This is a genomic window from Georhizobium sp. MAB10, from assembly GCF_045012825.1.
Classification (GTDB): domain Bacteria; phylum Pseudomonadota; class Alphaproteobacteria; order Rhizobiales; family Rhizobiaceae; genus Georhizobium; species Georhizobium profundi.
The window spans coordinates 232,448-253,540 of record NZ_CP118314.1; the positions used below are offsets into that span (position 1 = coordinate 232,448).

Consider the following 21,093-nt stretch of genomic DNA (forward strand, 5'->3'; position numbering starts at 1 on the left):
TGTCCTTGATTGGCGGAGCGCGCGAGGCTCATCTGAGAACCGCAGCACCCGGCTTGGCGTTTATGACGCGCCACGGGCAAGACAACGGGAGGCTTGGTGTCCGGAAGGAAAACGGCGCGAAGCCGATGCAAGCATCCTGCAATCCTGCCCCATGACAGGTCGCTTATCACCCGCACCGACCTCTTGCCGGGCGGGGTAGACCGGACAGGCGGAGCTACAAAAGGCGCCGCCTGCCGAAAGTGCAAACCGGCGGATGGCCGTTCAACGAACAGCCCCGCCGGCTTCAAGCTCAAAGCCTAGCGGCGGATGCCGAGGCTGGTGATCAGCGTCTTGTAGCGCTCTTCGTCCTTCGACTTGACGTAGTCGAGGAGCGAACGGCGGCTGGAAACCATCTTGAGAAGGCCACGACGGGAGTGGTTGTCCTTCTTGTGGCCCTTGAAGTGATCAGTCAGGTTGTTGATCCGCTCGGTCAGGATCGCGACCTGGACTTCCGGCGAACCGGTGTCGCCTTCCTTGATCGCGTATTGTTTGAGCAGTTCAGCCTTACGTTCGGCAGTGATCGACATCGGACAATCCTTTCTATCGATTGTTTGAGGATCTTCGGGACGCCTGCGGCCGGGATGTCGTCCAGCGGAGGCCATGACAAAACGCGAAGGTGGCAGAACCACCCGTCGCGCTGGCGTGCCTATAGGCTAAAACCGCCCATAAGGAAAGGGCGAAATGGCCGTGGCGCCTTGCGGGAAAGCGCAGCAGCGGGAGCTCACCCGCTCAGGCTTGCTCCTCGGAGCCATCGGCACGCAGGCGGTCGAGCGGGATGGCGAAGTGCCATTCGATGCCGTTCTCATGCAGGTTGCGCGTGATCTGAGCATCGAGCGTGCCGCCCATCATGCGCTCGAGCACGACGGAGCCGAAACCCTTGCGCTCCTGATCGGGCGAGACGTGAAGTTCCTTCACATATTCGCGCCAGGTGAGCGACAACATGCCCTCGCGCCGCCACCAGGTGATTTCGAGCCGGCTCTCCTCGTCTGCCAGCGCACCGTATTTGGAGGCGTTGGTGGCGAGCTCGTGCACCGCCATGCCAAGCGTCTGCGAGGCCTGCGCATCGACCATGACTTTCGGTCCCAGAAGCCGCACGCGCTCCGGATCGCTCGGCAGAAAAGGCTCCAGCTGGCTTTCCACCAGCGCGCGGAAATCGATGCCGCGGGCGGCGTTGGCAAGCAGCAGGTCGGTGGAACGGGCGAGGCCGGTGATGCGGCGTCGGAAGCTGTCGACGAATTCGTCGACGCTCGCGGCGTTCTTGGCGGTCTGGCCGACCATGGCGTTGATGACGGTGAGCTGGTTCTTGGACCTGTGCGCCACCTCGCGCATCAGCAGGCGGATCTCGCTTTCGGCTTCGCTGCGGTTAGAAGCTGCCTCGCTGAGCGCGGTCGACACGACGGCGAATTCGCTGATCGGATGGGGCGGCTGCGGCACCGGCTGCCCGGCGCCCAGAAGCCGCGCGCTTTCAGACAGCCGCCTTGCAGAGCGCGTGACACGGCCAGCCACGAGCCAGGCGACGAAACCCGCCAAAGCGCCGATCGTCAATCCGCCGATCAGAAGAAGGGCGATCGAACGCATGATGGGTGCGCTGATCGTCGCCTTTGGGGTCCAGGCAACCACACTCCACTGGGTGAGCGCCGAGCCTTCCCGGATGATCTGGAAGGAATGGCCGTTCATGTCCACCTCGGTGATCCCTTGGCGGAAGTTTTCCTTGAAGGTGAAGGGCAAGGATCCACCGGCCGCAAGTGAAGGATCGGTCGAGGACAGCACGGTCTGCGTGCTGTCGACGATGGCGACCTGCCAAGCGGCTGGAAGACGGCCATCCTCGATCGCGCGGGCCAGGGAATCGGCGCCACGCGACAGAACGAGAAGGATGGGTTCGCGCCCCTCGCGGTTGACAGGCAGCGCAACGAAGAACACCCATGAAAGCGACGTCTCGCTGAAGAGCACGCCGGATACCGCAGAGGTTCGGTCCTGCAGCGCGCGGCGCAACGTCCTGGGATCACTGGCCGCAGGCAGTTGCACCCCATAGTCGGTGCGCGTGTTGAAGACCTGCCGCAGATCGCTGCCGACAACGGCAAGGTTCATCCCGCGGCCGATGAGCGCGCGGCGGCCGCGGTCGTGAAATGCTTCGAGATTGTCGGCCTGGAGCGTGGGATCGGTCGCCAACACCCGCAGCGTCGTCAGCATGCCGGAGACTTCCTGCTCCACCACCTGAACGATCGAACGCGTGTTGGACTGGAAGATGGACTGAAGGCCTTCCTGCTGCACCGTGTTGGTGCGCACCAGAAGGTAGCCCGAAAAGAGAAGGGCTGGCACGAGGCAGATGAGGATCAGGAAGAAGAGATAGTCCGAGATCGGGCGCGAACGCAGCCGGTCCGTCGCTTTGGGATCCGCCTGCTCCGCCTTGGAAGGAGCGTTGTCTTCCACTGCCTGACTCATCAGTACGCAACCTGCATCAAGGCGCGCTTCGGACTGCTCAGCCGATGATGGGAAACAACTTCGAACATCTGATCCCGAGCCTTCTATGCGGCAGCGCGTTCTCGTTATTGTTCTTGCCGGAATGGCGGACCCGGCACTTTATAGTTTCTCCTTCGGCCACCGGCCGAGAACGCTCCTGGCGTAGATAGGCGCGCCAAGTTATCCAACTAGGCGCGCAACGTGTGAAATGGATTTCAGTTGCCGAAAACCCGGCGGGGACGAAACTCTCCTTGGCCGATTTCGCCGATTGCAACAAGACGACCGCGCGCCGTGACCCAGACATCGGCCTCATCGAGTGGCGCGTCGCGGCCGCGCAGAATGATCGGGTTGCCCATGCGCAGCCGGTGCGCCTGATCATCGGTGATCGCGACATGCGGCAGATTGGCGAGCGCTTCACCGGTGTCGATCAGGAACGCATCGAGAGCAGCCAGCCGCTCTGCATCATCCGCCATCTCTTCCAACACCGTCAGGTCGGCGAGCGGTACCATGTCTTCGTCTGAGAAGGGCGCGACGCCGATGCGGCGCAGTTTGGCGATATGGCCATAGCAGCCAAGATCGCGACCGAAATCGCGGGCGAGCGAGCGCACATAGGTGCCCTTGCCGCACTCCACGACGAAGACGGCAAGATCGTCTTCGGGACAGGCGACCAGATCGAGGCGGTGGATTTCCACTTCCCGCGACGCGATCTCGACCGTTTCGCCGCCCCGCGCGAGATCATAGGCACGGTTTCCGTCGATCTTGACCGCCGAATATTGCGGCGGAATCTGCTCGATCACGCCGGTATAGCGGGGCAGCAGGGCCTCGATGTCGGATTGTGCCGGGCGGAGATCGCTCGATTGCGTAATCTCGCCTTCCATGTCGTCGGTGTCACGCTCGGCACCCCACCGCACGGTGAATTCGTAGATCTTGCGCCCATCCATGACGTAGGGAACCGTCTTGGTCGCATCGCCAAGCGCGATCGGCAGGAGGCCGGATGCCAAGGGATCCAGCGTTCCGGCGTGGCCGGCCTTTTGGGCCTTGAACAACCACTTGATCTTGGAAACGGCCTCTGTCGAGCCGAAATCCTCTGGCTTGTCGAGGATGATCCAGCCGGAAACGGGCCGACCCTTGTTCTTGCCGCGACGACCACCCATCAGTTCGACGACCCCTTGTCGGCATCGTCGGTGTCAGCGGCTGTGTCATCGCCATGATCGTCGGTCGTGCGATTGAGATCGCGGGCGACTTCCGGCGAGCGCAGAAGCTCATCGATCTTCTGATAGTTGTCGAAGCTCGTGTCGTCGCGGAAGCGGACTTCCGGCATGAATTTCATCTGGCGCAATGCCGGCGTGATGTGCTTGCGCACGGCGCGTGCATTGCGGTTGAGCGCCGCAACGAGTGCCGCGTGATCCTGCTGACCAAGCGGCGTGACGTAGGCGGTCGCGATCTTCAGATCATTCGACATGCGCACTTCGGAGATCGCGATAACGGTCGATTCGATCAGCGGATCGCGGATTTCATCGCGCTGGAGTACCTGCGTGATCGCGGCGCGGACTTGCTCGCCGACGCGCAGCATGCGCTGGGTGGGACCGGAGGAGGAATTTGTACGTGCCATGACTAATGCTTGTTCCGTTCAAACGGGAAAATCGATCGCGCGGCCGACCGTGGAGACGGTCTCTGCGAAAGGGAAGACGCGCCGGGCTGATTGTCCCGACGCGTCCTGATCCCGATCGATCGAACGACGACTAGAGCGTCCGCGTTACATGCTCGACGCGGAAGCACTCGATGACGTCGCCTGCACGAATGTCTTCGTAGTTCTGGAACGCCATGCCGCACTCCTGGCCGACCGGCACTTCGGACACTTCGTCCTTGAAGCGCTTGAGGGTCTTGAGCGTGCCTTCGTGAATGACGACGTTGTCGCGGATGAGGCGCACGCCGGCTCCACGCTCGACCTTGCCTTCCGTGACGCGGCAACCAGCGACCTTGCCGATCTTCGTGATGTTGAACACCTCGAGGATTTCGGCATTGCCGATGAAGGTCTCGCGCCGCTCCGGCGACAGAAGGCCCGACATGGCCGATTTCACGTCATCCACCAGATCGTAGATGATGTTGTAGTAGCGGATCTCGATGCCAGCGGCTTCGGCCGCATCGCGCGCCTGCTTGTTGGCGCGGACGTTGAAGCCGATGATCGCGGCGTTGGAGGCCTCCGCAAGCGAAATGTCGCTTTCGGTGATGCCGCCGGCGCCGGAATGCACGATGCGGGCACGGACTTCGCTGGTTCCGAGCTTGTCGAGCGTGCCGATGATGGCTTCGATCGAACCCTGGACGTCACCCTTGATGACCAGCGGGAATTCCTTCAGCCCGGTATCCTGGAGCTGGGTCATCATCTGTTCGAGCGAACCGCGCGAACCGGCCTGACGCGCGACTGCCTTTTCACGGGCGAGACGCTGGCGGTACTCGGAAATCTCGCGAGCGCGCTGCTCGTTCTCGACGACGGCGAACCGGTCGCCGGCCATCGGCGTGCCCTGCAGGCCGAGGATCTCGACCGGCATGGACGGACCCGCTTCCTTCACGACTTCGCCGCGATCGTTGACCAGCGCACGCACGCGGCCCCACTGGTCGCCCGCGACGATGATCTCGCCCGGATGCAGCGTGCCCTTCTGGACGAGCACCGTGGCAACCGACCCGCGACCGCGATCGAGCTTGGCTTCGACAACCATGCCCTCTGCCGTACGGCTCGTATTGGCCTTCAGATCGAGAATTTCGGACTGAAGAAGGATCGCCTCGAGCAGCTTGTCGAGATTGGCGCCGGTTTTGGCCGACACTTCCACGTCGAGCACTTCACCGCCCATGGATTCCACGAACACCTCGTGCTGGAGGAGCTGCGTGCGAACCTTCTGGGGGTCGGCCGTCGGCTTGTCGATCTTGTTGATCGCCACGATGATCGGCACGTTGGCCGCCTTGGCGTGGCTGATCGACTCGATCGTCTGCGGCATCACGCTGTCATCGGCTGCGACCACGAGGATCGCGATGTCGGTTGCCTGCGCACCACGGGCACGCATGGCCGTGAAGGCGGCGTGGCCCGGCGTGTCGATGAAGGTGATCTTGTTGCCATCCTTCTCGACCTGGTAGGCGCCGATATGCTGGGTGATGCCACCGGCTTCACCCGACACGACGTTGGCGTTGCGGATGGCATCGAGCAGCGACGTCTTGCCGTGGTCGACGTGACCCATGATCGTGACGATCGGCGGACGCGACGACAGATCGCCATCGACATCCTGCACGTCGAAGATGCCCTCTTCCACGTCCGACTCCGACACGCGCTTGACCGTGTGGCCGAATTCGGTGGCGATGAGCTCGGCCAGGTCGGCATCGATGATGTCGCCGGGCTTCATCATCTGGCCTTCCTTCATCAGGTACTTGATGACGTCGACCGAACGCTCCGCCATACGCTGGGAGAGTTCCTGGATGGTGATGGTTTCCGGCAGGACGACCTCGCGCTGAATCTTCTCGCGGGTCTCCTGCATTTGCGCGCGCTTGAACTTCTCCTGGCGGCGTCGCATGGCCGAGAGCGAACGACCGCGGGTCGAACCATCTTCGTCCAGAGCGCCCGTGAGGGTCAGCTTGCCACGGCGGCGTTCGCCGTCGGTCTTGGCGCGGGTCGGCTTCGGTGCTTCCACCTTGGCAGGACCTGCACCCTTGCGGGGGCCGGCGCGACCATCGTCATCGTCGGCATCGACCTTGCGGCCGACGCGGGCGACGGGAGCAGCCTCTTCCTTTTCCTTCTCCTTGACGGGAGCCGGACGCTTGCGCTCGCCGGATTCGGCGGAGAGGACCTTGGCTTCGGTCTCAGCCCGGTTCAACGCGGCCTGTTCCGCCTCGATGCGGGCCTGCTCGGCACGCTCGATGGCGAGGCGCTTGTCTTCCTCGGCGCGGCGACGGGCTTCGATCTCGGCCTGCTTGCGCTCCTCGATGTCGCGGATGCGCGCTTCCTCGAGTGCACGACGGCGGGCATCCATCTCACCGGCGGAAAGGTTGCCGGTGGAGCCTGGGCGCGGCCGCATCTGCGGAGCCGGACGCGGGGTCTCGAAGCGCTGCGGGGCCGAAGCCGGGCGCTGCGGTGCCGGACGCGGGGCTGCCGGACGCTGCGGCTGCTGCTGCGGCGCGGCGGCTGCCGGCGCTGCGGTGGCAGGCGCAGATGCTGGCGCAGGCGCTGCCGACGTCGAAGCTGCTGGCTGTGCCGGCTGCTGCTGGGGCTGCGCTGCCGGGGCAGGAGCAGGCGCGGGTGCAGCCGGCGCCGCCTGTGCGGGTGCCGGCTTCACATCGTCTTCTGGGCGGTGAATGCGACGCTTGCGCGTCTCAACGACGACGGCCTTCGTCCGGCCGCGTCCCATTTCCTGCCGTACAGTGCCCTGGCTGCCGCCGGGACGCTTCAGAGTAAGGGTCGACTTGCTCGGTACGCTCAGGGTCTTGTCGTCTTTAGTGTCGCTCATTCCGTATCCGTTCCTTGGAAACAGAGATGCGCGACAGGGTTGGCGGCGCAGCGCTGTTTCGATCTATTCTCGACGGCGCGGGCTCATGCCGACGCCACACATCTATTCCAGTTCGCCATGTTCGGTCCCACCGTTGAGGGCCCCATCTGACGGCTTAGCCAAGCCGTGGCGGTAGCGATGGAGCAACTTTGCGCGCTTCACTACACCCTCACCGGCCTGTCCCGCAAGCGCTGCGGCATGGATTAACGCGCCTTCGCCCAAATGAAACGCCATCTCGTCGGCGCTGAGGAGGTGAAATGCCTCGATCGGGTCCAGGCCGACCTCGACCGCGAAATGGCGCGCCTGGCCGATCTTGCGCACGCCGTCCTCGGCCGCATCGGTGGCATGGAAGACCGCGAGCGCCTCGCCGGAGCGCACGGCCTTGTCCACCTTGGTGGCGCCGGAGACGAACTGGCCGGCCTTGCGGGCCATGGCCATCATGCCGAGCAACTGATCGCGCAACAGGCGATCGAGCGTTTCCGGCATGTCCGGATCCACCGTCACCTCGGCCTTGAGCGCCTTGGCGAAAAGGCGGCGCTTCAGGGCGAGCGCGACGACATCGCGCTCGGGCGTGATCCAGCAGCCTCGGCCGGGCAGTCGCTCCTTCAGATCGGGAACGACGGTGCCGTCCGGCGCCGCGACGAAGCGGATCAGGCCTTCCGTCGGGCCGCTTGCGCGCGTGACGATGCACATGCGCTCGCTCATTGGCTCAACCTTTCCGGCCACGATCCGCTTTCCAGTCTCTTGCTAGAGCCGTTTCGCGTTTCTTCGAATCGCTCAACGGCTCTAGGTTTTTGATTTGTCGCGTTTCCGACGGTGAACCGGTATCCACTTAACCTGGAAACGCTCTGGGAGCCGTGCGGCCTCAGGCCTGCTCGGCACCCTCTTCGACGGCTTCTTCCGCACCTTCTTCGACCGCGATGTCGTCCTCGGTGATCCAGCCGGCAGCCAGACGCGCCTGGATGATCATCGCGTCGGCGTCAGCGCGGGACACTTCGAAATCCTTCAGGATGCCGTCGAACCGCTTGGTCTCGCCGTTCTTGCGCTCCGACCAGCCGACGAGGTCGTCGGCCGCACAGCCGGCGAAGTCGTCGAGCGACTTGATGTCGTTCTCGCCGAGCGCGACCAGCATTTGCGTCGTCAGGCCTTCGACCTGCTTCAGATCGTCGGAAACACCGAGTTCGACACGCTTGGCTTCCAGTTCGGCTTCCAGGCGATCGAGGTGCTCGCGGGCGCGGGTCTGGAGTTCCTGCGCAGTCTCCTCGTCGAAACCGTCGATGGACGCGATTTCGTCGAGATCGACATAGGCGACTTCCTCGACCTGGCTGAAGCCTTCCGATGCCAGCACCTGGCCGACCATCTCGTCGACGTTGAGGGCTTCCATGAAGAGGTTCGAGCGCTCGACGAATTCCTTCTGGCGACGCTGGCTTTCCTCTTCCTCGGTCAGGATGTCGATGTCCCAGCCGGTGAGCTGCGAGGCGAGGCGCACGTTCTGGCCGCGACGGCCGATGGCGAGCGAAAGCTGCTCGTCCGGCACGACCACTTCGATGCGCTCGGCATCTTCGTCGAGAACGACCTTGGCGACTTCGGCCGGCTGGAGGGCGTTGACGATGAAGGAAGCCGGGTCGTGGCTCCACGGGATGATGTCGATCTTCTCGCCCTGAAGCTCGCCGACGACCGCCTGGACGCGGCTGCCGCGCATGCCGACGCAGGCGCCGACGGGATCGATGGAGCTATCGTTGGAGATGACGGCGATCTTGGCACGCGAACCGGGATCACGGGCAACCGAGCGGATCTCGATGACGCCGTCGTAGATCTCCGGCACTTCCATGGTGAAGAGCTTGACCATGAACTGAGGGTGCGTGCGCGACAGGAAGATCTGCGGGCCACGCTGCTCGCGGCGCACATCGTAGACATAGGCGCGGACGCGATCGCCATAGCGGAAGTTTTCCCGCGGGATCGTCTCGTCGCGGCGGATGATGCCTTCGCCACGGCCGAGATCGACGATGACGTTGCCGTATTCGACGCGCTTGACGGTGCCGTTGACGATCTCGCCGACGCGGTCCTTGTATTCGTCATACTGCTTGTCGCGCTCGGCTTCGCGGACCTTCTGGACGATGACCTGCTTTGCCGACTGGGCGGCGATGCGGCCGAAATCCATGGGCGGCAGCGGATCGGTCACGAAATCGCCGAGCTGGATGTTCTCGTCGCGGTCACGTGCAAGCTCAAGGGCGATCTGGGTGGAATAGTCCTCGACCTTGTCGACGACGAGCAGGCGGCGCTGCAGCTTGATCTCGCCTGTCTTCGGGTTGATGTCGGCGAGGATGTCGGTCTCCTGGCCGTAGCGCGAGCGGGCGGCCTTCTGGATGGCGTCCGCCATCGCGTCGATGACGATCTCGCGATCGATCAGCTTCTCGCGGGCGACCGCGTCGGCGATCTGCAAGAGTTCGAGCCTGTTTGCACTGACTGCCATGGATATCTCCCTGAATGGGCGCCACCGAAGGCGCCGCTCGTCATTGCGGCCTTGAAGCCGTCAGATTTCGCTAGAGCAGTTTCGCTTTTCTTCGAATTGCTCAACCGCTCTAGCTATTTGATTTGTCGCGTTTCCGGACGGTGAACCGGTATCCACTTCACCTGGTAACGCTTTAGTTGTGGTCTGCGCCGTCGTCCTCATCGGACTCTGGCGGATTGTTCTCGTTGGCTGCGCGCGCCGCCTTGGCGGCCTTGTCGGCCTGCAGCGCCTCGCGAATGAGTTCGTCGGTCAGGATCAGCTTGGCATCGGCCAGCGCGACGAACGGAATTTGAACCGTCGGCTCGTCGCCATAGCTCGCCTGGTCGCGCTCCATGAGGAAGCCATCTTCGCTCACCGATGCGATCTTACCACGGAAGCGCTTGCGATTGTCGACGAGCACCGAGGTTTCGACCTTGACGACATGGCCCTGCCAGTTGGCGAAATCGGCGCGGCGGACCATGGGGCGGTCGATGCCGGGCGAAGACACTTCCAGGTGATAGGCCTTGTCGATCGGATCATCGACATCTAGCGCGGGCGACACGGCGCGCGACAGCGCCTCGCAGTCCTCGACCGTCATCGTGCCATCGAGCCGCTCGGCCATGATCTGCAGCGTCAGCCCGTTCTGGCCCGACAGCCGCACGCGCACCAGGCGCATGTCGAGAGAACGCACCACGGGCTCCACGATCGCGGCGATGCGCGCATCGGTGCCCGTTTCGGTGATCAGACGGTCTTCATTCGGATCGAATAGTGTTTGCGTTTCAGTCATGCCTGCCAGTCGCTCGCGCGGCGTGCCGCAGACTGGTCGGGTCGGCGGCTGCCGATGGAAACAAAAAAGAGCGGGCCCCGGCAGGAACCCACTCTTGCTCGTATGACCAAGAATTTTGACGACTAGATAGTCTTCTTCGCCCGGAGACGCAAGAGTTTTCCGCGCGGGCAACGGCCGACCGGCCAAGGATATCGGCCGCGCTCTTCGCCGCGGCCGTTGGCGCAAGCCGTGGCAGCGCTGCAATAGGCAAAGCGGGACCAAGCGTCTATAGACCCCGGCAATGCTTAGCGAACGGCCACAGTCTCCAGGGTGCGAACCGACAACCGCATGACAGAACCGACCAAAAAGCGACGGCTCGATCCCGACACCGTCATGGGGATGCTGAAGCGCATCCTTTCGGAGAACGGGCGCGACTACGTTCGTGACTACGTGTTCGCGGCCATCTGCCTGGCGATCGTGGCGGCGACGACGGCGTTTACGGCCTGGATCATGGAAATCGTGATCAACGAGGCCTTTGCCAATCAGCGCGCCGACGTCGTCTGGCTCATCTGCGGCTCGATCTTCGCGGCCTTCCTGCTGCGCGGCCTCGCCTCCTACGGGCAGGCAGTGCTTCTGGCCAAGGTCGGCAACAATCTCGTCGCGCGATACCAGAAACGGCTTTTCGACCAGCTGATGGCGCTCAGCGTCGGGTTTTACAGCGACAACCGCTCCGCCCAGATCGCCGCACAGATCAGCCAGAACGTTATCGGCATCCGCGATGTCCTGAACCTGACGATCACGTCGCTCGCGCGGGACCTCCTGACCCTCGTCGCGCTGATCGGTGTCATGCTGTCGAAAGACTGGCTCTTGACGCTGATCGTCTTCACCGTCGCGCCGCCGCTTCTTTTGGCGCTGCGCTATATTTCGAAGCGGCTGAGAAGTGCCACGCGCGATGCGGTGGAGCTGAACAGCAGCGTTCAGGCCGCGATGCAGGAAACTGTCCAGGGCATCACCATCGTGAAATCCTTTACCATGGAAGACGTGCTCAGGGTGCGCATGAACCGGCTGATCGATGCAGCCGAGGGGCGGGCGAACCGCATCATCCGGCTGACGGAGCGGACCTCGCCGCTGACCGAAACGCTTGCCGGCCTCGCGATTTCCGGCGTGCTCGCCTATGCGGCGTTCCGGTCGATCTATGGCGACGTGCTTCCAGGCGCGTTCTTCGCCTTCGTGACGGCGCTGCTTCTCGCCTACGAGCCGGCCAAGCGCCTGGCGCGGCTGCAGGTAAGCCTTGAGCGGGCTGTCGTGAATGCCCGCATGATCTACGAAATCCTCGACATCCAGCCGCAGCAGGCCGACCGTCCCGGCGCCAAGCCGCTCGTGATGGGCAAGGGCGAAGTGGTGCTCGAAGGGGTCAACTTCTCCTACCAGCAGGGCGATCCGATCCTGCGCGACGTTTCGTTCACGGCGCATGCTGGCAGAACGACAGCGCTCGTCGGGCCTTCGGGCGCCGGCAAATCCACGGTCATCAGCCTCGTGCCGCGCTTTTACGATCCAGAAGCAGGCCGCATCCTGATCGACGGGCAGGATATCGCCGACGTCACCAAGCAGTCGCTGCGCGCCGCGATCGCCTATGTCTCGCAGCAGCCTTACCTGTTCGAGGGCTCGATCCGCGACAATATCCGCTATGGCCGGCCGGATGCGACGGATGCCGAGATCGAGGAAGCGGCGCGCCGGGCGAATGCCCATGATTTCATCCTGACCCAACCGCGCGGCTACGATACGCCCGTCGGCGAAAACGGCATCACGCTTTCCGGCGGTCAGCGGCAGCGCCTTTCGATTGCCCGCGCGCTGGTGCGCAACGCGCCGATCCTGCTGCTCGACGAAGCGACCTCCGCGCTCGACACGGAATCGGAAGCGCTGGTGCAGCGCGCGCTGGAGACAGCTATGCAAGGTCGTACCGTTATCGTCATTGCGCATCGCCTGTCGACGATCGCACGCGCCGACAAGATCGTCGTCATGCAGGCGGGATGCGTGGCCGAGGAAGGCCGCCACGACGATCTGGTCACCAAGACCGACGGGATCTATGCACGCTTCCACAACATGCAGATGCTGGGCATCGACGGCTTCGACGAGAGCGACGCCCTGCCCCAGCCTCAGCCGGTCAGCAGCAAAGGGCAGATGTCATGAGCGATATGAAGGACCTGAAGCTCGTCGTAGCCGGTGCAGGCGGACGCATGGGTCGCGCGCTGATCCAGAGCATCGATGCCATTCCGGGCGCTGTGCTCGTCGGCGCATTCGACCGGCCGGGCGCCGCCTCGATCGGCGCTGACGCCGGCCAGCTGGCAGGCCTTGGCGCCAATGGCGTGATCGTCACCGACGATCCGGGAGCAGCGCTTGGCGGGGCCGATGGCGTTCTGGATTTCACGGCCCCGGAAGCGACAGTTGCGCTGGCGCGCCGCGCTTCGACCGCGGGGCTCGTCCACATCATCGGAACGACGGGATGCTCCGACGAGGACGAGGCGGCCATTCGCGACGCGGCGGCCGGTGCGCGGATCGTCAAATCCGGCAATATGAGCCTTGGCGTGAACCTGCTCGCCGTGCTGGTGGAGGACGCGGCCCGCGCGCTCGAAGCGGCCGACTGGGACATCGAGGTGCTGGAAATGCACCACCGGCACAAGGTCGATGCGCCATCGGGCACCGCGTTGCTGCTCGGCCAGGCGGCCGCCCACGGACGGGCGATCGACCTTGCAGAAAAGAGCGTGCGGGTGCGCGACGGGCACACGGGCGCGCGGCCCGAAGGCACGATCGGCTTTGCGACGCTGCGCGGCGGTTCGATCGTCGGCGAGCACACGGTGCTGATTGCCGGTGAAGGCGAGACAATCGAGCTGACGCACAAGGCGACCGATCGGGCGATCTTCGCGCGCGGCGCGGTGAAGGCCGCACTCTGGGCCAGCCGCCAGCAGCCGGGGCTCTATTCGATGATCGACGTGCTGGGGCTCAAGAGCCACAACTAATCTGCTGCGCAACTGCGTTGCTTCAATAATGCGGCGGCTTGGTCACGGGCACGGGGCCATGGCTCTGCTCTTCGAGCGCCAGAAAACGCTGGGCGATCGCCTCGACCTGGCGCGTAAGCCGATCGGTCACCTGGTACTGCCTCGCGAGCTCATCCGACAAATCCTCGATCGTCTTCGCCTGGTGTGCGGCGAGTTCTTCCAGCGTGGTCAGGCGGTTTTCAAGTTCGGCGCTCATAGCGAAATCTCCTCAAGGATGGTCCGCCAGCGCGCATCGAGCGGCTGCGGTCTGCGGCTTTCGCGATCCACATAGACATGGGTAAACCGGCCCTGTGCCGCCTCGATGACATCATCGCCGCGAAAGAGGCCGATGCGGTAGGTGACGGACGACGTGCCGATGCGCGTGACGGCGATGCCGGCCGTCACCGGATCGGGAAAAGCCATCTCGCTGAAATAGCTGCAACCGGTTTCGACCACGAGCCCGACGATCTCGCCGCGGGCGATATCGAGGAGCTCCTTTTCGACCAACCAGCCGTTGATGGCCGTATCGAACAGGGCGTAATGCACGACATTGTTCATGTGCCCGTAGGCATCATTGTCGGCCCATCTTGTCTGAAGCGGTCGGAAAAGGCGGTAATCGTCGCGCCGCCGCGGTTCGGCTCTCTGCATGAATTCACCCGATCGTGAGCGGTTTTACCTTGCCTGCACGCGGCTTCATCGTTACCCGGCCCGTGCGCGGCCCAACTGGACTTTATGCGAAGAACTGTCGAGAGTGGCAAACCTCTCCTTGCGCAGCAGGCAGCGCTCAGCAAGATGGCGATAATCCTGACGACCAAAGCGGTTTGGCCAAGGCGGACATGAACGAAACAGCGATCGAACTTATCGGCATCAACAAGCGCTTCGGGCTTGTGCATGCCAACAAGGACATCAGCCTGAAGGTCCGCAAGGGCACCATTCACGGCATCATCGGCGAGAACGGCGCAGGCAAGTCGACGCTGATGTCGATCCTCTACGGCTTCTACGAGGCCGATAGCGGCGAGATTCTCGTCGACGGCACCAAGCGCAAGATCAGCAACCCGAATGAAGCGATCGCCGCCGGCATCGGCATGGTGCACCAGCACTTCATGCTGGTCGACAATTTCACGGTTCTCGAGAACATCATGCTCGGCGCCGAAGACAGCGCGATCCTGAACAAGGGCATTGCGCGGGCCCGCGCCGAACTGAAGCGGCTGGAGCGCGACTATGCGCTGGAAGTCGATCCGGACGCGGTGATCGAGGAACTGCCGGTCGGTCTGCAGCAGCGCGTGGAAATCCTGAAGGCGCTCTATCGCGGCGCGGAGATCCTCATTCTCGACGAGCCGACCGGCGTTTTGACGCCGCCGGAAGCCGACCATCTCTTCCGCATCCTCGGCCAGCTCAAGGACCAGGGAAAGACGATCATCTTCATCACGCACAAGCTGCGCGAGATCATGGCGATCACCGACGAGGTGTCCGTCATGCGCCAGGGCGAACTGGTCGGAACGAGGCAGACGGCAGACACCTCCGTCGAAGAGCTTGCGAGCCTGATGGTCGGCCGCCGCGTTCTGCTGCGCGTGGAAAAAGGTCCCGCCAATCCCGGTGACGTGAAGCTCTCGGTGCGCAATCTCACGGTCAAGGATTCGCGCGGCGTGACGGTGGTCGATAACGTGTCGCTCGACGTGCGCGCCGGCGAGATCGTCGGGATCGCGGGCGTTGCCGGCAACGGCCAGTCGCAGCTTCTGGAAACTATCGCCGGCATCCGCACTGCAGCTGGCGGCGAGGTCTATCTCAACGGCAAGCCGGTCGACATCTCCGGCAAGGCGGACCCTGCGGAACTGCGCCGCCGCGGCCTCGCACATGTGCCGGAAGACCGGCACCACATGGGCCTGATCCTCGAATTCGAGGAGGCTGAAAGCGCCATCCTCGGCTATCACGACCAGCCGGACTACCTGAACGGGGTGTTCCTGAACGTCGACGCGATCCGCAAGGATGCGGAGGCGAAGATCAAGGCCTATGACATCCGCCCGGCCAACGCCCGGCTGAAAACCGCCAATTTCTCCGGCGGCAACCAGCAGAAGGTGGTGCTCGCGCGCGAGATCGAGCAGGACCCGGATGTGCTCATCATCGGCCAGCCGACCCGCGGCGTCGATGTCGGCGCCATCGAATTCATTCACAAGCGCATCATCGAGATGCGCGATGCCGGCAAGGCCGTTCTCCTCGTCTCCGTCGAGCTCGACGAAATCCGCGCGCTCTCGGACCGCATCCTCGTGATGTTCGCCGGTCGCATCGTGGGCGAGCGCGGCGGCGAAGCGGGCGAAGACGACCTCGGCCTGCTGATGGCCGGCATCGAGGAAGACCGGGAGGCGGCGGAGTAGTTCAATGGCCACCCCATATGCGAAACTTCCGGGATGGGTGGAATATGTCCTCATCCCGCTCATCAATCTGATCGTCGCCTTCGCCGTCGCAGGTCTCGTCGTGCTTCTGGTCGGTGAAAGCCCGATCCGGGCGGCGACGCTTCTGGTGGATGGCGCCTTCGGTTACGGTGAAGGCATCGGCTACACGCTCTATTATGCGACGACCTTCATCTTCACCGGGCTGGCAGTCGCGGTTGCATTTCACTGCAAGCTCTTCAATATCGGCGGCGAAGGCCAGGCCTATATCGGAGGCATCGGCGTGGCGCTCGCCTGCCTGACCTTCGATACGATCCTGCCCTGGTACCTCACCTTCATCGTGGCGACGATCGGCGCGGCGCTGTTCGGGGCGGCCTGGGCCTTCATTCCGGCCTATCTGCGTGCCAAGCGCGGCAGCCACATCGTCATCACCACGATCATGTTCAACTTCATCGCGTCGAGCGTGATGATCTATCTGCTCGTCGAGGTGATGAAGCCGGCCGGCACCATGTCGCCGCAGACGCGCACGTTTGCCGAAGGCGGGCAGCTGCCGCAGCTCGACTGGCTGATGGCGATCTTCGGGCTCGATATCGGCGGCGCGCCGTTCAACGTGTCGTTCCTGCTGGCAATTGCCGCGGCCATCTTCGTCTGGGTGCTGATCTGGCGCACGAAGCTCGGCTACGAAATCCGCACCATGGGCTATTCGGAAAAGGCTGCGCGCTACGCCGGCATCAAGGACAGCCGCATCATCATCATCGCCATGCTGATCTCCGGCGCGCTTGCCGGCATGATGGCGCTGAACCCGATCATGGGCGAGCAGGGCCGCATGCAGCTCGATTTCGTCGCGGGCGCCGGCTTCGTCGGCATCGCGGTGGCGCTGATGGGCCGATCGCACCCGGCCGGCATCATCCCCGCGGCAATCCTTTTCGGGATGCTCTACCAGGGCGGCGCCGAGATTTCCTTCGAGATGCCGGAAATCTCGCGGGACATGATCGTCATCATTCAGGGCCTCGTGATCCTGTTTGCAGGCGCATTGGAAAATACCTTCCGGCCGGCCATTTCGCGCTTCTTCGGCGCGCGCGCGGCCAAGACACCGCCGGTCAGCGTGGGGAGTGCGGGCTGATGGATATCGTCGTTCTCACCATCGAATCCACGATCCGCCTGTCGGTGCCGCTGCTGCTTGCGGCTCTCGCCGGCCTGTTTTCGGAACGCTCCGGCATTTTCGACATCGGGCTCGAGGGCAAGATGCTCGGCGCGGCCTTTGCGGGCGGTGCAGCGGCGGCCGTGTTTTCCTCCGCGCTGATGGGGCTACTGGCGGCGCTCGTCGTTTCGGTCGCGCTGTCGCTCGTGCATGGCTACGCCTCGATCACCCAGCGCGGCAACCAGATCGTCTCGGGCGTCGCCATCAACTTCATCGCCATGGGCACGACCGTCATCCTCGGCCAGGCGTGGTTCGCGCAGGGCGGTCGTACGCCGGCGCTTTCAGGCGATGCGCGCTTTACCACGATCGATCTGCCGTTTGCCGAAGCGCTTGCCGACGTGCCGGTGATCGGCACGATCTATTCCGACATCCTGTCGGGGCATTTCTGGCTGACCTATTTTGCTTTCGCCATGGTGCCCTTCGCATGGTGGGTGCTCTACCGCACCCGCTTCGGCCTGAGACTCCGGGCTGTCGGCGAAAACCCGGGCGCGGTCGACACGGCGGGCATCTCGGTGACCTGGCTGCGCTACCGTGCCGTGATCTGCTGCGGCATTCTCTGCGGCTTTGCCGGCGCCTATCTCTCCATGGCCCTGACGGCCGGTTTCGTGAAGAACATGACCGCCGGCAAGGGCTACATCGCGCTCGCCGCCCTGATCTTCGCCAAGTGGCGGCCAGTGCCGATCATGTATGCCTGCCTGCTCTTCGGCTTCCTCGACGCCATGGGCATCCGCATGCAGGGCCAGCCGCTGCCGATCATCGGACCGGTGCCGGTGCAGTTCATCCAGGCCCTGCCCTATATCTTGACGGTGATCCTGCTTGCGGGCTTCATCGGCAAGGCCGAGCCGCCCAAGGCCGGCGGTGTCCCTTACGTGAAAGAAAGATAGAACGATGGCTGAGGATCTGTTCCTGGCGGCCCGCGATGCCATGGCGCGGGCGCATGCTCCCTATTCGAAGTTTCCCGTCGGCGCAGCGATCCGTGCTACGGACGGCAAGATCTACGCCGGGGCGAACATCGAGGTGATCTCCTATCCCGAGGGCTGGTGCGCCGAAACGACGGCGATCGGCCATATGGTGATGGCCGGCGCCGGCAAGATCGCCGAGGTCGCCGTGATTGCAGAAAAGATGGCCAAGTGCACGCCGTGTGGCGGCTGCCGCCAGCGGCTCGCGGAATTCGGCACACCGGCTACGAAGGTCTATCTCTGCGATAATACCGGCGTGGTGGAGACCGTGACGCTCGCCGATCTTCTGCCGATGGCGTTCGAGACCGAGGTCTTGAAGTGAGATACGCGGCCGAAATACTCAACGAGAAGCTCGGCGGACTGAAGCCGAAGGTCGCGATCGTGCTCGGCTCGGGGCTCGGCGGTCTCGTCGATGCGCTGGAAGGCGCGATGTCGGTGCCCTACGAGGCGCTTCCCGGTTTTCCACGCGGCGGCGTTTCGGGCCATGCCGGCCGGCTCGTCGGCGGCACATTGTCCGGCACGCCGGTGCTCATGCTGGCCGGGCGGGTGCACTATTACGAAAAAGGCGACGCCGACGCGATGCGGCCGGCGCTGGAAGCACTGAAAGCGCTCGGCATCACGATGCTGATCCTGACCAATGCCGCCGGTTCAGTGCGCGAGGACATGCCGCCCGGCTCGGTGATGCGGATTTCCGACCACATCAACTATTCGGGCCTCAACCCGCTGATCGGCGAGGAAAGCGATGCACGCTTCGTCGGCATGACGAGTGCCTATGACGCAGAGCTCGGCGCGGCAATGCAGGCGGCGGCGGAAAGCGTCGGCGTGACGCTGCATGAGGGGGTCTACATGTGGTTTTCGGGCCCGAGCTTCGAGACGCCGGCGGAAATCCGCATGGCGCGCATTCTCGGCGCGGACGCCGTCGGCATGTCGACCGTGCCCGAAGTGATTCTTGGGCGATTCCTCGGACTGAAGGTGGCGGCGGCATCGGTCATCACCAATCTCGGGGCCGGCATGACCGGTGGCGAACTCAGCCACCAGGAAACCAAGGACATGGCGCCGATCGGGGGCGAACGCCTCAGCCGGGTGCTGAGCGAACTGTTGCGGAAAGAGAACTGACCATGGCCGAAGAGATGAAGACCGAGGCCGCACGGGCGCTTTCCATGCTCGATCTGACCGACCTGACGGACCATTGCACGCCGGACGCGATCGACGCGCTCTGCCGCGACGCCTTCATCGGCGACGATCATGCAGCAGCAATTTGCATCTGGCCGCGCTTCGTGGCGCAAGCGCGCGGCATTCTCGGGCCGGACAGTGCCGTGAAGATCGCGACGGTGGTGAATTTCCCATCCGGCGACATGGCCGTTTCGGATGTCGTGGCGGAAACGGTGCAGGCAATCGCGGACGGCGCTGACGAGATCGACCTCGTCATTCCCTATCGCGCGCTGCTTTCGGGCGACGAGACATCCGTTTCGGCAATGGTGGAGGCGATCCGCGAGGTGTGCGCCGAGCCGGTGCTCCTGAAGACGATCCTCGAGACGGGTGAGCTCGTCGACCCGGCCCTCATCCGCCGCGCGTCGGAACTTGCCATCGAGGCCGGCGCGGATTTCATCAAGACCTCGACCGGCAAGGTGCCGGTGAACGCGACGCCGGAAGCCGCCGAGATCATGGTGAGCGCTATCAAGGCGAGCGGCCAGCCGGTTGGCTTCAAGGCGGCCGGCGGCGTGCGCACGGTTGAGGATGCCTCGCGCTACCTCGCTCAGGCGGAATGGATCATGGGTGAAGGCTGGCCGACACCCGCCACCTTCCGCTTCGGCGCATCGGGCCTTCTCGGCGACATCCGCGCCAAGCTGACGGGCGGGGCTGCCACAGGCGGAGCGGAGGCTTCCTATTGAGCCTTCTTCCGCAGGAATTCATCCGCCGCAAACGCGACCGCCAGACGCTGGATGAAAAGGACATCGCCGCCTTCGTTGCCGGGATCACCGACGAGACGATCACCGAGGGCCAGATTGCGGCCTTTGCCATGGCCGTCTTCTTCAACGGACTTTCGCGCGACGAGACGGTGGCACTGACGCTTGCGATGCGCGATTCCGGCGACGTTCTGGCCTGGCCGGACATCGACCGGCCCGTCTCCGACAAACATTCGACGGGCGGCGTCGGCGACAATGTCTCGCTGATGCTTGCGCCGATCCTGGCTGCCTGTGGCGTCGCGGTGCCAATGATTTCCGGCCGCGGGCTCGGCCACACGGGTGGCACGCTCGACAAGATGGAATCGATCCCCGGCTATTCGGTGATGCCAGACAACGCGCTGTTCCGACGCACGGTGGACGAGGTGGGCTGCGCCATCATCGGCCAGACCGGCAGGCTCGCGCCTGCGGACAAGCGCTTCTACGGCATCCGCGACGTGACGGCGACGGTGGAATCGGTGCCGCTGATCACCGGCTCGATCCTGTCGAAGAAACTCGCCGCCGGGCTCGGCTCGCTGGTGCTCGACGTCAAATGCGGCAACGGCGCCTTCATGGACGACCCGAAGAAGGCCGAGACGCTGGCGCGCTCGCTCGTCGATGTCGCCAATGCCGCAGGCCTTTCGACCAGTGCGCTGATCACCGCGATGGACCAGCCGCTGGCGTCCGCCGCCGGCAACGCCGTGGAAGTGCGCAATGCCGTGGACTTTTTGACTGGCGCGCATCGCGACGCACGGCTCCTCGACGTGACGCTGGCGCTTGCCGCCGAGATGCTGTTGCGCTCGGGCCGTGCTGCCTCTCACGGCGAAGCGGCAGACCTTGCCCGCGATGCGCTCGACAGCGGCGCTGCGACGGAGAAATTCCAGGCCATGGTGACGGCGCTCGGCGGGCCGGCTGATTTCGTCGAGGCGATGGACCGGCACCTGCAGAAAGCCGCAATCGTTCGCGATATCGCAGCCCCACAGGCAGGAACGGTGCTCGGCATCGACACGCGCGGGGTAGGCCTTGCAGTCGTGACGCTCGGCGGTGGTCGCAGGCGCGCGGCCGATGCGGTCGATCACGCCGTCGGTCTCGACGAGCTCGTCGGGCTCGGCACGGTGCTTCAAGAGGGTGATGCGATCGCCCGCGTGCATGCGCGCACCGAAGATGAGGCCGCGGAGGCCGAAGCCGCCGTCATCGCCGCCTACCGGATCGGCGAGGGCGAAGCCGCGATCAACGATGCGGTGATGATGCGGATCGCCGACTGAACGGCTGTTCGCCGTCTG

General features: G+C 64.1%; 19 protein-coding genes. 9 read left to right on the forward strand and 10 right to left on the reverse strand.

Annotated elements, in window-relative coordinates; genetic code table 11:
• Positions 1–296: 296 nt before the first annotated feature.
• From rpsO to rimP, 8 genes are all read right to left on the reverse strand, one after another.
• Positions 297–566, reverse strand: a complete 270-nt coding sequence (rpsO, locus tag PU133_RS01105) for a 30S ribosomal protein S15 (RefSeq protein ID WP_126007017.1) — start codon at positions 564–566, stop codon at positions 297–299.
• 202 nt (positions 567–768) lie between these two features.
• Positions 769–2,481 (reverse strand): sensor histidine kinase, encoded by a 1,713-nt coding sequence (locus PU133_RS01110; protein ID WP_404863154.1) that lies wholly within the window; start codon positions 2,479–2,481, stop codon positions 769–771.
• 233 nt (positions 2,482–2,714) lie between these two features.
• On the reverse strand, positions 2,715–3,653 hold the full coding sequence (gene truB / locus PU133_RS01115) for a tRNA pseudouridine(55) synthase TruB (protein WP_404863155.1): 939 nt from the start codon (positions 3,651–3,653) through the stop codon (positions 2,715–2,717).
• A complete protein-coding gene (gene rbfA / locus PU133_RS01120) occupies positions 3,653–4,111 on the reverse strand; it encodes a 30S ribosome-binding factor RbfA (protein ID WP_126007023.1) in 459 nt (152 codons plus the stop codon). The genes truB and rbfA overlap by 1 nt, the downstream gene beginning before the upstream one ends.
• 130 nt (positions 4,112–4,241) lie before the next feature.
• The gene (gene infB / locus PU133_RS01125; protein ID WP_404863156.1) at positions 4,242–6,989 is read right to left on the reverse strand and encodes a translation initiation factor IF-2; all 2,748 of its coding nucleotides are present in this window, start codon (positions 6,987–6,989) and stop codon (positions 4,242–4,244) included.
• A gap of 102 nt (positions 6,990–7,091) precedes the next feature.
• On the reverse strand, positions 7,092–7,733 hold the full coding sequence (locus PU133_RS01130) for an RNA-binding protein (RefSeq protein WP_404863157.1): 642 nt from the start codon (positions 7,731–7,733) through the stop codon (positions 7,092–7,094).
• A 160-nt stretch (positions 7,734–7,893) separates the two neighbouring features.
• Positions 7,894–9,501, reverse strand: a complete 1,608-nt coding sequence (gene nusA, locus PU133_RS01135) for a transcription termination factor NusA (protein ID WP_126007028.1) — start codon at positions 9,499–9,501, stop codon at positions 7,894–7,896.
• 172 nt (positions 9,502–9,673) lie between these two features.
• A complete protein-coding gene (gene rimP, locus PU133_RS01140; protein WP_404863158.1) occupies positions 9,674–10,306 on the reverse strand; it encodes a ribosome maturation factor RimP in 633 nt (210 codons plus the stop codon).
• Between the two features lie 327 nt (positions 10,307–10,633).
• Between rimP and PU133_RS01145 the strand changes: the two genes are divergently transcribed.
• Together PU133_RS01145 and dapB are read left to right on the forward strand one after the other, a co-directional pair.
• Positions 10,634–12,475 carry an ABC transporter ATP-binding protein gene (locus PU133_RS01145; RefSeq protein WP_404863159.1) on the forward strand — a complete coding sequence of 614 codons (1,842 nt, stop codon included), beginning with the start codon at positions 10,634–10,636 and terminating at the stop codon, positions 12,473–12,475.
• On the forward strand, positions 12,472–13,302 hold the full coding sequence (dapB, locus tag PU133_RS01150; protein WP_404863160.1) for a 4-hydroxy-tetrahydrodipicolinate reductase: 831 nt from the start codon (positions 12,472–12,474) through the stop codon (positions 13,300–13,302). Before PU133_RS01145 ends, dapB begins: the two co-directional genes overlap by 4 nt.
• A 22-nt stretch (positions 13,303–13,324) precedes the next feature.
• Here the strand turns inward: dapB and PU133_RS01155 are convergent, their stop codons facing one another.
• Entirely contained in the window at positions 13,325–13,537 is a 213-nt protein-coding gene (locus tag PU133_RS01155; protein WP_404863161.1) for a SlyX family protein, read from the reverse strand.
• Positions 13,534–13,968: an acyl-CoA thioesterase gene (locus PU133_RS01160; protein WP_404863162.1), complete on the reverse strand. Its 435-nt coding sequence runs from the start codon at positions 13,966–13,968 to the stop codon at positions 13,534–13,536. The genes PU133_RS01155 and PU133_RS01160 overlap by 4 nt, the downstream gene beginning before the upstream one ends.
• Positions 13,969–14,156: 188 nt before the next feature.
• Here PU133_RS01160 and PU133_RS01165 point away from each other — a divergent pair, with 188 nt between their 5' ends.
• From PU133_RS01165 to deoA, 7 genes are read left to right on the forward strand one after another with little or no spacing between them, the layout of a single operon-like run.
• Positions 14,157–15,692, forward strand: a complete 1,536-nt coding sequence (locus PU133_RS01165) for an ABC transporter ATP-binding protein (RefSeq protein ID WP_404863163.1) — start codon at positions 14,157–14,159, stop codon at positions 15,690–15,692.
• A gap of 4 nt (positions 15,693–15,696) precedes the next feature.
• A complete protein-coding gene (locus PU133_RS01170) occupies positions 15,697–16,830 on the forward strand; it encodes an ABC transporter permease (RefSeq protein ID WP_404863164.1) in 1,134 nt (377 codons plus the stop codon).
• Positions 16,830–17,792, forward strand: a complete 963-nt coding sequence (locus PU133_RS01175) for an ABC transporter permease (protein ID WP_126007045.1) — start codon at positions 16,830–16,832, stop codon at positions 17,790–17,792. The genes PU133_RS01170 and PU133_RS01175 overlap by 1 nt, the downstream gene beginning before the upstream one ends.
• A gap of 4 nt (positions 17,793–17,796) precedes the next feature.
• On the forward strand, positions 17,797–18,189 hold the full coding sequence (locus tag PU133_RS01180) for a cytidine deaminase (protein WP_404863165.1): 393 nt from the start codon (positions 17,797–17,799) through the stop codon (positions 18,187–18,189).
• On the forward strand, positions 18,186–18,983 hold the full coding sequence (locus PU133_RS01185; protein WP_404863166.1) for a purine-nucleoside phosphorylase: 798 nt from the start codon (positions 18,186–18,188) through the stop codon (positions 18,981–18,983). The genes PU133_RS01180 and PU133_RS01185 overlap by 4 nt, the downstream gene beginning before the upstream one ends.
• A 2-nt stretch (positions 18,984–18,985) precedes the next feature.
• Positions 18,986–19,759 (forward strand): deoxyribose-phosphate aldolase, encoded by a 774-nt coding sequence (deoC, locus tag PU133_RS01190; RefSeq protein WP_404863167.1) that lies wholly within the window; start codon positions 18,986–18,988, stop codon positions 19,757–19,759.
• On the forward strand, positions 19,756–21,075 hold the full coding sequence (gene deoA, locus PU133_RS01195) for a thymidine phosphorylase (RefSeq protein ID WP_404863168.1): 1,320 nt from the start codon (positions 19,756–19,758) through the stop codon (positions 21,073–21,075). The genes deoC and deoA overlap by 4 nt, the downstream gene beginning before the upstream one ends.
• Positions 21,076–21,093: the final 18 nt, after the last annotated feature.

Bases quoted from the DNA above. Each gene is read 5' to 3' on its own strand.
- rpsO (WP_126007017.1), bottom strand. From the start codon at position 566: ATGTCGATCACTGCCGAACGTAAGGCTGAACTGCTCAAACAATACGCG.
- PU133_RS01110 (WP_404863154.1), bottom strand. From the start codon at position 2,481: ATGAGTCAGGCAGTGGAAGACAACGCTCCTTCCAAGGCGGAGCAGGCG.
- truB (WP_404863155.1), bottom strand. From the start codon at position 3,653: ATGGGTGGTCGTCGCGGCAAGAACAAGGGTCGGCCCGTTTCCGGCTGG.
- rbfA (WP_126007023.1), bottom strand. From the start codon at position 4,111: ATGGCACGTACAAATTCCTCCTCCGGTCCCACCCAGCGCATGCTGCGC.
- infB (WP_404863156.1), bottom strand. From the start codon at position 6,989: ATGAGCGACACTAAAGACGACAAGACCCTGAGCGTACCGAGCAAGTCG.
- PU133_RS01130 (WP_404863157.1), bottom strand. From the start codon at position 7,733: ATGAGCGAGCGCATGTGCATCGTCACGCGCGCAAGCGGCCCGACGGAA.
- nusA (WP_126007028.1), bottom strand. From the start codon at position 9,501: ATGGCAGTCAGTGCAAACAGGCTCGAACTCTTGCAGATCGCCGACGCG.
- rimP (WP_404863158.1), bottom strand. From the start codon at position 10,306: ATGACTGAAACGCAAACACTATTCGATCCGAATGAAGACCGTCTGATC.
- PU133_RS01145 (WP_404863159.1), top strand. From the start codon at position 10,634: ATGACAGAACCGACCAAAAAGCGACGGCTCGATCCCGACACCGTCATG.
- dapB (WP_404863160.1), top strand. From the start codon at position 12,472: ATGAGCGATATGAAGGACCTGAAGCTCGTCGTAGCCGGTGCAGGCGGA.
- PU133_RS01155 (WP_404863161.1), bottom strand. From the start codon at position 13,537: ATGAGCGCCGAACTTGAAAACCGCCTGACCACGCTGGAAGAACTCGCC.
- PU133_RS01160 (WP_404863162.1), bottom strand. From the start codon at position 13,968: ATGCAGAGAGCCGAACCGCGGCGGCGCGACGATTACCGCCTTTTCCGA.
- PU133_RS01165 (WP_404863163.1), top strand. From the start codon at position 14,157: ATGAACGAAACAGCGATCGAACTTATCGGCATCAACAAGCGCTTCGGG.
- PU133_RS01170 (WP_404863164.1), top strand. From the start codon at position 15,697: ATGGCCACCCCATATGCGAAACTTCCGGGATGGGTGGAATATGTCCTC.
- PU133_RS01175 (WP_126007045.1), top strand. From the start codon at position 16,830: ATGGATATCGTCGTTCTCACCATCGAATCCACGATCCGCCTGTCGGTG.
- PU133_RS01180 (WP_404863165.1), top strand. From the start codon at position 17,797: ATGGCTGAGGATCTGTTCCTGGCGGCCCGCGATGCCATGGCGCGGGCG.
- deoC (WP_404863167.1), top strand. From the start codon at position 18,986: ATGGCCGAAGAGATGAAGACCGAGGCCGCACGGGCGCTTTCCATGCTC.